Origin of the sequence: Enterococcus sp. DIV2402, from assembly GCF_017426705.2 — a bacterium.
GTDB classification, from domain to species: Bacteria; Bacillota; Bacilli; order Lactobacillales; family Enterococcaceae; genus Enterococcus_F; species Enterococcus_F lowellii.
In genome coordinates, this window is sequence record NZ_CP147251.1 from 967,116 (window position 1) to 979,096 (window position 11,981).

Annotated in this window: 11 protein-coding genes; 10 read left to right on the forward strand and 1 reads right to left on the reverse strand. The window is 36.1% G+C overall.

Features of this window, described 5'->3' with window-relative positions; all coding sequences use genetic code 11:
• Positions 1-299 precede the first annotated feature (299 nt).
• Both DOK78_RS04770 and DOK78_RS04775 read left to right on the forward strand, forming a co-directional pair.
• Positions 300-1,253 carry a rhodanese-related sulfurtransferase gene (locus tag DOK78_RS04770; protein WP_207942554.1) on the forward strand — a complete coding sequence of 318 codons (954 nt, stop codon included), beginning with the start codon at positions 300-302 and terminating at the stop codon, positions 1,251-1,253.
• A gap of 150 nt (positions 1,254-1,403) precedes the next feature.
• The gene (locus DOK78_RS04775; protein ID WP_207942414.1) at positions 1,404-2,582 is read left to right on the forward strand and encodes a multidrug effflux MFS transporter; all 1,179 of its coding nucleotides are present in this window, start codon (positions 1,404-1,406) and stop codon (positions 2,580-2,582) included.
• Between the two features lie 51 nt (positions 2,583-2,633).
• Here DOK78_RS04775 and DOK78_RS04780 read toward each other — a convergent pair whose 3' ends face one another.
• Positions 2,634-3,335 carry a UTRA domain-containing protein gene (locus DOK78_RS04780; RefSeq protein ID WP_207942413.1) on the reverse strand — a complete coding sequence of 234 codons (702 nt, stop codon included), beginning with the start codon at positions 3,333-3,335 and terminating at the stop codon, positions 2,634-2,636.
• A 162-nt stretch (positions 3,336-3,497) separates the two neighbouring features.
• Here DOK78_RS04780 and DOK78_RS04785 point away from each other — a divergent pair, with 162 nt between their 5' ends.
• From DOK78_RS04785 to DOK78_RS04820, 8 genes are all read left to right on the forward strand, one after another.
• Positions 3,498-4,790, forward strand: coding sequence for a PTS sugar transporter subunit IIC (locus tag DOK78_RS04785; protein WP_207942412.1), 1,293 nt, complete (start codon positions 3,498-3,500; stop codon positions 4,788-4,790).
• A gap of 12 nt (positions 4,791-4,802) precedes the next feature.
• Positions 4,803-6,221 (forward strand): glycoside hydrolase family 1 protein, encoded by a 1,419-nt coding sequence (locus DOK78_RS04790; RefSeq protein ID WP_207942411.1) that lies wholly within the window; start codon positions 4,803-4,805, stop codon positions 6,219-6,221.
• Between the two features lie 116 nt (positions 6,222-6,337).
• A complete protein-coding gene (locus DOK78_RS04795) occupies positions 6,338-7,216 on the forward strand; it encodes an SPFH domain-containing protein (protein WP_207942410.1) in 879 nt (292 codons plus the stop codon).
• Between the two features lie 11 nt (positions 7,217-7,227).
• Positions 7,228-7,725 (forward strand): LURP-one-related/scramblase family protein, encoded by a 498-nt coding sequence (locus DOK78_RS04800; protein WP_207942409.1) that lies wholly within the window; start codon positions 7,228-7,230, stop codon positions 7,723-7,725.
• Between the two features lie 299 nt (positions 7,726-8,024).
• On the forward strand, positions 8,025-9,119 hold the full coding sequence (locus tag DOK78_RS04805; RefSeq protein ID WP_207942408.1) for a BMP family lipoprotein: 1,095 nt from the start codon (positions 8,025-8,027) through the stop codon (positions 9,117-9,119).
• 65 nt (positions 9,120-9,184) lie between these two features.
• Positions 9,185-10,126 (forward strand): nucleoside hydrolase, encoded by a 942-nt coding sequence (locus tag DOK78_RS04810; RefSeq protein WP_207942553.1) that lies wholly within the window; start codon positions 9,185-9,187, stop codon positions 10,124-10,126.
• A gap of 88 nt (positions 10,127-10,214) precedes the next feature.
• The gene (scrK, locus tag DOK78_RS04815) at positions 10,215-11,090 is read left to right on the forward strand and encodes a fructokinase ScrK (protein ID WP_207942407.1); all 876 of its coding nucleotides are present in this window, start codon (positions 10,215-10,217) and stop codon (positions 11,088-11,090) included.
• A gap of 21 nt (positions 11,091-11,111) precedes the next feature.
• Positions 11,112-11,972: an AraC family transcriptional regulator gene (locus DOK78_RS04820; protein ID WP_207942406.1), complete on the forward strand. Its 861-nt coding sequence runs from the start codon at positions 11,112-11,114 to the stop codon at positions 11,970-11,972.
• Positions 11,973-11,981 lie beyond the last annotated feature (9 nt).

Sequence of the window (11,981 nt, forward strand, 5' to 3'; positions counted from 1 at the left end):
TTTCTGATTATGGAAATAGGTATTTTTTGAACGGTGGGTAAGGGATTATGTTTAACTATAACTATTGAATGGCGTGGTCAAAACCAAAATCAGTTGTGTAAAGTTAAAAAACGAATACAGTTAATTAATCGTGAGTGTGAATAGCAATCATTAACGAAACTGTGCGAGGATGATTTTAGGTGAATACAAGCTAAAAATTTATAATATTGTATATAAATTAACAAGCAAAAAAATCGTTTTTTGTGAGAATATTTCATATAATAAATAATGTATGACTTGAAGGAGGAGTAATGAGAAAAATGGATTACCGCGTATTACTATATTATAATTACACAACAATTGAAGATCCTGAAGTATTTGCAAAAAAACACTTAGCATTTTGTAAATCAATCGGGCTAAAAGGTCGCATTTTAGTTGCTGAAGAAGGAATCAATGGAACTGTTTCAGGAACAATTGAAGCAACAGAGGCGTATATGGAACACATGCACGCTGATGAACGTTTTAAAGATACTTGGTTCAAAATTGACGAAGCAGAAGGACATGCGTTTAGAAAAATGTTTGTTCGTCCTCGTAAAGAATTAGTTGCTTTAAACTTAGAAGATGATATCAATCCACATGAATTAACAGGTAAATATTTGGATCCAAAAGAATTTAAAGAAGCGCTACTGGATGAAGACACGATAGTCTTAGATGCACGTAACGATTATGAGTTCGATTTAGGTCACTTCCGTGGGGCTGTTCGTCCAGATATTCGTAGTTTCCGTGAATTACCACAATGGATTCGTGATAATAAAGAGAAATTTATGGATAAAAAAGTGGTTACGTATTGTACAGGTGGTATCCGCTGTGAAAAATTCTCTGGTTGGTTATTACGTGAAGGTGTGGAAGATGTTGCCCAATTACATGGCGGTATTGCCATGTACGGAAAAGACCCTGAAGTTCAGGGCGAATTATGGGATGGCAAAATGTATGTCTTTGATGATCGTATCAGTGTTGAAGTCAACCATGTCGATAAAAATGTAATTGGTAAGGACTGGTTTGATGGAACTCCTTGCGAACGTTACATCAACTGTGCAAATCCCGAATGTAACCGTCAAATCTTGACTTCCGAAGAAAACGAAGCAAAACATTTAGGTGGCTGTTGTTATGAATGTGCAGCAAACGAAAATAATCGTTATGTCGTTGCACACAATATTTCACCAGAAGAACGTGAAGCTCGTCTATATGCAATTGCTCCAGAAGCAACTGCATAATCATTGAAGCATGATTCTTAGGAATTGTGCTTTTTTCTTTTAGAAAGGGGTGAGGCTATGAATTTTTATCATCGTATAAAAATCATGATTCCACCATTTCCCTGTAAAGGATGTTTTTTTCTTAGATAAGTAAACTTTTAGGAGCGAATTATGGAAAAAAACATCGAGTCAAATAAAATTAGTTTAGCGTTATTAGTTTGCCTAGTCGGCTTTCCACAAATTAGTGAAACTATTTTCACCCCTTCTTTAACAGAAATTGCTAAAGGATATCAAGTGTCAATAAATGTGTCACAAATGACATTAAGTATTTACTTTTTAGCATTTGCATTTGGCGTTTTCTTTTGGGGGATTACTTCAGATTATTTTGGTCGGAGAGTGGCGATGAATGGAGGATTATTTATCTACACCATTGGTTGCCTGCTCTGTTACTGGTCAACAGATATTATTTTGTTATTTGTTGGGCGTGTCATACAGGCTTTTGGTGCTAGTACTGGTTCTGTAACTACCCAAACAATCTTGCGCGATAACTATCAAGGAAAACAACGGCATACTTTATTTGCACAAATTTCTGCAGCATTAGCTTTTACTCCTGCTATAGGTCCATTAATTGGTGGTTTTTTAGGACAATATTTTGGATACAAAATGGTCTTTTTAGCATTAGTTGGTTTGGGCACCTTTTTATTAATCTGGAGCCTGAAAAAATTGCCTGAAACATCATCGAGCAAAAAAAATCATTTGAATTATCAAAAAATCTGCCAAATTGGTCAAAGAATGATTGTTGACAAGTATACGTGGACATTTTGTGTATTGATTGGTGTATTGAACGGCGTATTATTTGGCTACCATTCAGAAGCACCTTCTATTTTTATTGAAAAATTTGGATTCACCCAAGCTCAATATGGTTTCATTGGAATTGTGGTGGCATTAGCTACTGTTCTAGGTTCATTTATTTCGAAGCAGACCTTAGAGCGATTATTACCTGAAACAATTATTCTTTTAGGAACAAAAATAGCCCTGATTGGTAGTTTAGGATTATTAGTAGTATCGTTGCTGCCAGTGTCATTTAACCTTCTTTTGCTTCTATATCTGGTTGGGATTTTTTCAGTATTAACAGGGGTTGGAATTGCCTTGCCGAACTGTTTAAGTTTAGCATTAGTAAATTTTACAGATGTTGCTGGGACAGCGGGGGCATTTTTAAGTTTAGGTTATTATGTAATTGTAAGTATTTTAACCTTTTGTATTAGTACAATTCATACTGGTTCAATCAGTATTTTACCTGTTTTCTTTCTAGGTTCATTTTTATTGATTTATTGGATGCAAAAGAGATGAAAAGAATAAAAATCATCGGGCTTTCTTTTTAAAAGAAAGTCCGATGGTTTTTTAATCAGAAATAACGGTGAAATCGCCTTTGTCATAGCGATGACGTGCGTGAGAAATTTCAAAAGGAATACCATTTTTTAAATAAACCGTTTGTTCGACTTCTAACACAGGATCATGTACGTCACAATTGAGGTAGTTTTGATCATAGATATCGGCTTTGTCGGCTTTAATGCGACGAATGGATGTCCCGATTTCTAGGTTTAAGCTTTCGTTAATATAACGATAGATGGAGGATTTTAAAATATCTTCATCTATACCTGGAATCAGTTGAACAGGCATGATTGTATATTCTAACGAAAGAGGTTCATTGTCTAATAAGCGTAAACGGACAATATCATAAATGGGTTCGTTTTTCTTGATTTTTAATTTTTTTTGCTCCACTTCATCAGGAAATAACACCCCAAACGAGATAATCTGGCTCGTTACTTCGCCCAATTCACCGAGACGTTTGGTGAGACCACGGTGGGTTTGTGCATTGTAATCAAAAATAGACAAAGGTCCAGTAACAAAGGTGCCTATGCCTTTACGACCATAGATGAGTCCTTCGAGATGCAGTAAATCTAAAGCTTTTTGAATCGTGACGCGGCTAGTGTGATAATAGTCGGCTAACTCAGTTTGTTTGGGTAATTTTTCTTGCTTTTTGTACAGCCCATTTGTTATTTTTGAACGAATATCAGCTGCAATCTCATGATATTTTGCCACAGAATCACCTCTTTTCAAGCTAGAATAAACTATTTTAGCGACTATGTAAATGTATTTATTTACATAGTCGCTTTATGGCGTTTACATATTTGGAAAGATACGTTAAATTTACTTTGTAATCGGTTACTTAGAGGTTTTTAAAGGGATTAGGAGGAAATTTTAATGGAAAAATTTGCAAGTGTTTTGGGAAATATCGCCGCAAAAATTAATAGTTTACGTTACATTATTGTTATTAAAAATGCTTTTGCAGCATTAATTCCAGTAATTATTACAGGTGCGTTTGGAACTTTGTTTTCTGCAATGATTTTTGATTCAGAAAATGGCTTAGCCAAAATTAGCACTTTGAGTTTTTTAGCAGAGTTAAAACCTATTTCATCGGCAGTGAGTTATGTGACGTTAAGTTTTTTGACCATTTATGCGGTATTTTTAATTGGTATTGAGCTAGCGAAACTAAATAAAGTGGACGGTGTATTTTCTGGGATTGTTGCAGTGATGTCTTATTTATCAGTGAATCCAACAGTTTTTACGGTAGTGAATGAAGATATTTCGGTGGTGGCTGAAAATGTTTTGGCTAAACAATATACGGATACTAAAGGACTTTTCTTGGGAATGTTTATTGCGATTGTTTCAGTCGAATTATATTGTTGGTTGGGCAGACAAGAGAAGCTGCAGTTAAAAATGCCTGATACGGTACCGACGAACGTTGCATCAAGTTTTTCTGCATTATTTCCAACTGTTCTAACGGTAGTAACGATTGCAACAGCTGGTTTTATTGTGAAAGCTGTGACTGGAATGTATGCTTATGACATAATTTACAATATCGTTCAACGACCATTAGAAGGGATTGTCCAAGGTTTACCAGGAATTTTATTATTAATGTTTATTGCTCAAATTTTTTGGGTCATTGGAATTCATGGCAATCAAATGGTCAAACCAGTTAGAGAGCCACTTTTGTTAGCTGCTATTGCGGTAAATACCGAAGCTTTTGAAGCAGGAAAAGAGATACCGAATATCATTACGATGCCTTTTTGGGACATGTATATGAGCATGGGTGGTTCAGGAGTCACGATTGGGTTGTTGGTTGCTGTTTTAATTGCTGGAAAACGTGAAGATATGAAACAAATTACTAAATTATCGTTAGCGCCAGGTATTTTCAATATCAATGAACCAGTCATTTTTGGTATGCCAATTATGTTAAACCCAATATTGGCAATTCCTTTTATTCTAACACCACTGATTACCGGAACAATTGGTTATATTGCGACTTCGATTGGTTTTGCTGCAAAAGCCGTAGTGATGGTTCCCTGGCCAACGCCACCATTAATCAATGCTTATCTAGCAACAGCTGGGGATATTGGTGCTGTGATTACGCAAGCTTTTTGTATTATTCTTTCGATTTTAATTTATTTACCATTCGTGTTCACTACCAATCGGACAAAAAATGAAACACTTTAGAGGAGGAGAACTATGTTAGAGATACAAATTCCCAAAGATTTTATATTAGGTGCCGCTTCATCAGCTTGGCAGACAGAAGGATGGCAGGGCAAAAAAGCAGGACAAGACTCCTTTTTAGATAAGTGGTATCAAGAAGAATTTTTTGTTTGGCATGAAGGGTATGGCCCAGCGGTTGCAACTAATTTTATGGAAAGGTATCAAGACGATATTCAACTGATGAAAGAAATTCATTTGACACATTATCGTACATCGATTAATTGGGCTCGTTTTTTTACAGATTATGAACAGTTAATTGTGGATGAAGAATATGCACAACATATTGATAACGTTATTGATGCCTTAATCGAAGCAAATGTTGAACCCATGCTTTGTTTGGAACATTATGAGTTGCCTGCCTATTTACTGGAAAAATACGATGGTTGGTCTTCAAAAAAAGTAGTTGAACTGTACACAGAGTATGCGCGGATTGCATTTGAACGATATGGTAATCGCGTGAAACAATGGTTTACGTTCAATGAACCAATTGTTATTCAAACACGTTGCTATCTAGATGCCATTCGTTGGCCACATGAACAAAATACTAAAAAATGGATGCTATGGAATTATCATAAAGTCTTAGCAAGTGCGAAAGCGATTAAGATTTTCCATGAAAATCAATATGAAGGACGCATTGGGTGTGTATTAAATCCAGAGATGGTTTATGCTCGCTCAACATCACCTGAAGATTGCCAGGCAAAAGAAATGTATGATTTATTTTATAATCGAGTATTTTTTGATCCTATGATTAAAGGAGAATTTCCCCAAAAATTAATTGATTTATGCAAACAACATGCGATTTATTTTGATCCAACCGAAGAGGAGTTGCAAATTATTAAAACCAATCCCGTTGATTTTTTAGGCATTAATCAATATTATCCTAAACGTGTACAAGCACCGAAATATCAATGGAATCCAAATACACCATTTCATCCAGAAGCTTATTTTGATTCTTTTGAGTTGCCAGGCAGAAAAATGAATCATTCCAGAGGGTGGGAAATCTATCCTCAAATTATGTATGATTTAGCGATGTATCTTAAAGCTAATTATGGAGATATTCCTTGGTTAATCACGGAAAATGGTATGGGCTCTGAGAATGAGGAACATTACCTAAACGCAGACGGGACAGTACAAGATGATTATCGAATTGATTTTATTAGGGATCATTTACACTATTTATTAAAAGCTGTTGCAGAGGGAGCCAACTGTGAAGGGTACATGTTATGGGCTTTTACCGATTGCGTATCCCCAATGAATGCGTTTAAAAATCGTTATGGGTTAGTTCGGATTGATCTACAACGTAATCGTCAGCGTTCATTGAAGAAATCTGCTCATTGGTACCAGTCATTAATTGATAACAGGGTATTGCATGTAGAAGAAATGTCCTACCGATAATAAAAAAGATGGTCGTAGCCTTGAAAAAGTCGATGACCATCTTTTTAAATCCTTCTAACGCCTGATTTTCTTTTTTAAAAGTTATGCGATACTATAGAAGAAAGGGAGGTTATGTAATGAAAGAAAAGAATACATTTCATGTAAATGGCTATTTGGGTTTGTTTGTTTTAATTGGTTTAATGCTGGCAGGAATTTATGTGTTTTATATGGGTGTAACCACAGACAGTGTTTTCCAGATTGTAGTTAGTATTGTTCTATGGATTATTTCTATCTTATTTATTAGTTCATTGACGATTGTTAGTCCTAACCAAGCCAAAGCGATTTTATTTTTTGGGAAATATTTAGGAACAATTAAATCAAATGGTTTGTTTATCACGACACCATTGACACAAAAAATTAATGTCTCATTAAAAGTTCGTAATTTTAATAGTTCTTTGTTAAAAGTAAATGATAATGATGGAAATCCTATAGAAATTTCAGCAGTCGTTGTATTTAAAGTAGTTGACACTGCTAAGGCCTTATTCGATGTTGATTATTATCAAAACTTTGTTGAAATTCAAAGTGAAACAGCTATTCGCCATATTGCGACCCAATATCCATATGATTCATTTAGTGATGATGATGTTACGTTACGAGGAAATACAGGGTTAGTTTCTGATGAACTAGCGAAAGAGTTGCAAGAACGTTTAGCAGTGGCTGGTGTTGAAGTAATCGAAACACGTCTGAATCACTTAGCCTATTCAACTGAAATTGCTAGCGCGATGTTACAGCGTCAACAAGCCAAGGCCATTTTAGCAGCACGACAAACAATTGTCGAAGGAGCAGTGACGATGACACAAATGGCATTGGAACAAATTGAAGAAGGCCAAGAAATTAATTTTACAGATGATCGCAAAGTACAACTAATTAATAATTTACTTGTCTCCATCATTACCGATCGTGGCACTCAACCGGTTATTAATACAGGTGATGTCAAAGAAGTTAAAACAAGATAGGAGAGTGACGTATGAAAAAACTCTATATTAAACAAAAAGTTTTTAGCATTGGTGAAAAATTTACAATCACGGATGAAAATCAACAGCCACGCTATTCTGTAGAAGGTAGTTTCTTTAAAATTCCAAAAGAATTCAAAATTTTAGATGAAAATCATCATGAGATTGGCGTGATTACGAAAAAAATCTTTTCTTTACTTCCGAAATTTTTTGTCGAAGTTGATGGTGAAGAAATGATTACCATTACAAAGGAATTCACCTTTTTTAAACCCAAATATTCGATTGATTCTCAAGGGATAAGTGTTGAAGGGAACTGGTGGGATATGGACTTTGATGTACGTGCCCACGGTAAAAAAATTGCTGATATTAATAAAAAATGGTTTACGTGGGGCGACACATATGAAGTAACGATTTTAGATGAGTCAATGGAACAAGTCATCATTTCATTAGTAATCGCTATCGATTGTGTCAAAGCAGACGAAAGTGCAGCAAGTAGTGCTAGTAGTTCGTAGAGTGTAGTTTTAGCTACACTCTTTTTTTGTTCGTGTTTTACTCTTTTGTAAGAGTTTTTATATAATTAATATTCGAATCTTGTTTACTGATAGGAATGTTTTTATTTTTTTAATCATTTTCTTTCGTTTTTTTGTAAAAAAAGTATTTACAATGAATAATTAACGTGTATAATAAACGAGTGCTTAGATATGAATGTACGTGTTTTATAGATTAAACGAAGGTTTAAATTCTAATTACATTCGTTTTTATCTATAATTACGGAAAATACAGATGACTTTATTCGGAGGGAATACACAAAATGAAAAAAACAAAATTGATGAAATTAGCTTTAGCAACAGCAGGAATCGTTGCTGTATTAAGTGGTTGCGGAACTGGAGGAACAGATAGCTCAGATTCAAGTAGCAGTTCTTCTAGCAAAGCTAGTTCATCAGAAGTGTCACCAGTAGCCTTAATTACAGATGGTAATGGGGTAGATGACCGTTCATTTAACCAATCTGCTTGGGAAGGCATGGTTGCTTGGGGTGAAGAAAATGGCGTGGAACAAGGGGCCAATGGTTACCAATATTTCCAATCATCAGGTGAATCTGATTTTATTCCAAACATTGATCAAGCGTTAACTGCTGGATATCAAACAATTTTCGGGATTGGCTTTAAATTACAAGCAGCAATTCAAGAACAAGCAACAGCTAATCCAGAAGTAAACTTTGTTATTGTGGATGAAATTGTTGAAGGATTAGATAATACCGTTTCTGCTACATTCAAATCAAATGAATCAGCGTACTTAGCTGGTTTAGCAGCAGCGTATTCAACACAAACAAATACAGTTGGTTTCTTGGGTGGTATGCAAATTTCATTGATTGAAGCCTTTGAAGCTGGTTTCAAACAAGGTGTTGAAGATGGTGCGAAAGCGTTAGATAAAGATATTAAAGTGGTTAGCCAATACGCAGGTGATTTCTCAGCACCAGATAAAGGACGTACGATTGCTTCAGCGATTTATGCCCAAGGTGCAGATATTATCTACGGTGCAGCAGGAGCAACTGGGAATGGTTTATTCCAAGAAGCGAAATCATTAAATGAAACTCGTGATGATAAAGTTTGGGTTATCGGTGTTGACCGTGACCAAGTTGAAGAAGGTGCTTACAAAAAAGATGGCAAAGAAGATAACTTTACGTTAACTTCGACATTAAAAGAAGTTGGAGCAGCAGTAAAAGATTTAGCTGAAAAATCAAACAACGGTGAATTCCCTGGTGGTGAACACATTGTTTACGGTTTAGAAGAAAATGGAGTTGGTATAACAGATGGTCAACTTTCTGATGAAGCAAAAGCAGCAGTAAAAGAAGCTCGTGAACAAATCATTGCAGGTGACATTGTTGTGAAAGATACGTTAAAATAGAATAAATGATACGACACAGGTCAAGATTTCTCATTTGCCTGTGTCGTCTTTAATGAAAAGGAGAAATTATGAGAAAAGTTTATTTGAACCATGACGGTGGCGTGGATGATTTAGTGACTTTATTTTTAATGTTACAAATGGAAGAAGTAGAACTAGTGGGTGTCGGTGTTATTCCAGCCGATTGTTATTTAGAACCAGCTGTTTCTGCGAGTCGTAAAATTATTGATAAATTTGGTAAAGGACAACAACTTTCCGTTGCATCATCAAATTCTCGTCCTAAAAATCCTTTTCCAAAGGATTGGCGCATGCATGCCTTTACAGTTGATGCATTACCTATTTTAAATGAAAGCGGCAAAGTAGAAACACCCTTAGCTGATACGTATGCGCATCAACATTTAATTGATACTTTGCATGAGCAAGAAGAGAAAATTGATTTAGTTTTTGTGGGACCTTTAACGGATTTAGCGCGGGCATTAGAGCTTGACCCAACCATTCAAGAGAAAATTGGTAAATTATATTGGATGGGCGGGACGTTTTTAGAAAAAGGAAACGTCGAAGAGCCTGAACATGATGGAACGGCTGAATGGAATGCCTTTTGGGATCCTGAAGCGGTCGCTGTGGTTTGGGAGAGTACCATTGAAATTGTTTTAGTAGCTTTAGAAAGCACGAATATGGTGCCATTAACTAATGATATTCGTGACATGTGGGCAAGAAACCGTGCGGATGAAGGTATTGATTTCCTTGGACAAGCGTATGCGATTGTTCCACCGTTAGTTCATTTCCAAACCAATTCAACGTATTTCTTATGGGATGTATTGACTGCTGCAACATTCGGCAAAGAAGAAATGGTCAAAAAAGAAACCGTTTCGTCAATTGTCATTGCGGATGGTGTCAGTCAAGGAAAAACTGAACGCCATAGTGAAGGTCGTCCAGTCGAGTTAGTTTACCATGTAGAACATGATACATTCTTTGACTATATTACAAATCTTGCGCGTCAAGAAGAATAACAGAATAAATTTAGAAAAGGACTAGCTTTCTAGTCCTTTTCTATTTAAAATAAAAGAGAAACAACTAACAAAGGAAGTAGGTAAAATCATGTTATATGGATCAATTGAAGCAGGCGGTACAAAATTTGTCTGTGCAGTCGGGAATGAAGCATTAGAAATTGTGGAACGTGTCAGTTTTCCAACAACGGTACCAGAAGAAACAATGGCGTTAGTTATCGAATTTTTCAATAAACACAAAGAAGAATTGGTAGCAATCGGAGTAGGCTCATTTGGACCAATCGATATTCATCAAGATTCTGAAACATATGGGTACATTACATCAACACCTAAATTAGCATGGCAAAATTATGATTTTGTGGGTACATTAAAAGCAGCGTTTAACTTACCTGTGGCTTGGACAACAGATGTAAATGCAGCGGCTTATGGCGAATATGTATTTGGTAATGGTAAAGGTTTATCAAGTGTCGTCTATTATACAATTGGTACGGGCGTTGGTGGAGGCGCTTTACAAGATGGTCGCTTTGTTGAAGGCTTTAGCCATCCTGAGATGGGCCATATGTTAGTAGTGCCACATCCAGATGATAAGTTTGAAGGCAGCTGCCCATTCCACGGCAACTGTTTAGAAGGAATGGCAGCAGGACCAGCCGTTGAAAAACGTAATGGTCGTAAAGGACAAGACATTCCAGAGGATGATCCATTCTGGGAAATTGAAGCGTATTATATTGCACAATGTGCTTACAATACAACTTTAATGTTATCACCGGATGTCATTATTTTTGGAGGCGGTGTCATGAAGCAACGCCACATGGTTGAAAAAGTTCACCAAGCATTTACCAAATTGTTAAACGGCTATGTGAAAACTCCTGAATTAGATAAATATATCGTCACTCCAGCACTAGAAGATAATGCAGGAACATTAGGTTGTTTGGCTTTAGCAAGAAACGCAGAATTACACGGACATTAATTTGATCTAAAGGGAGCTAGCATGAGTTTATATCTAGAAATTCCTGAACTAAACCAACAGTTTCCTTATCGTTTTTTATTAAACGATGGGATGACAATTGTTTATCCTCATTGGCACAAAGAAATTGAGTTAATCTATGCTAGCCGAGGAAAGGTAAACATCGGTATCGGTCAAACGGTAGTTGCATTAGAAGAAGGAGAGATGATTTTCTTTGCTAGTGGAGAACCCCATTATTTTCTGGCATCGCCCGATAGTGAACGCTATGTGTATCAATTTGATTTAAAATTATTTGACGAATCTAGCTTACGTAAAAATGAAGAGAGTCTGATTGCGTTATTTGAACAAGGGGAACGCCATAGCCGCTATTGGCCGTCAGAATTTAGTGAGACAATCAAAAATCTACTAGTGGAATTGTACGAATTGGAAACGACACAGCCGATGGGTGAAAACTATTTGATACTTGGATGTCTTTATCGTTTGATTGGTGAATTCTATCAATCACTTCCACGAAAGGCTGAGCAAGTAAAAGTTACGCCGACTGCTGTACATCGGAAAGAAACGCTAGAACGATTGAATCAAGTGTTTGATTATATTGAAACGCGTTATCAAGAAGCAATTACGGTAGAAGAAGTTGCCAAATTTGTGGGATTTAGTCCCTATTATTTTACGCGTTTCTTTAAGAAAAATACCGGGCAAACATTTATCCAATTTTTGACAGAATATCGGGTGAACCAAGCGAAATTTATCTTGGCAAATGAAAAATTACCAATGGCAGAAGTCGCAGCACAGGCTGGTTTTTCGAGTGTAAAAACATTTCATCACGTGTTTAAAGAAGCTGTTGGACAATCTCCGTTACAATATCAAAAGAAGATGACTGAATAAAAAAAGGAT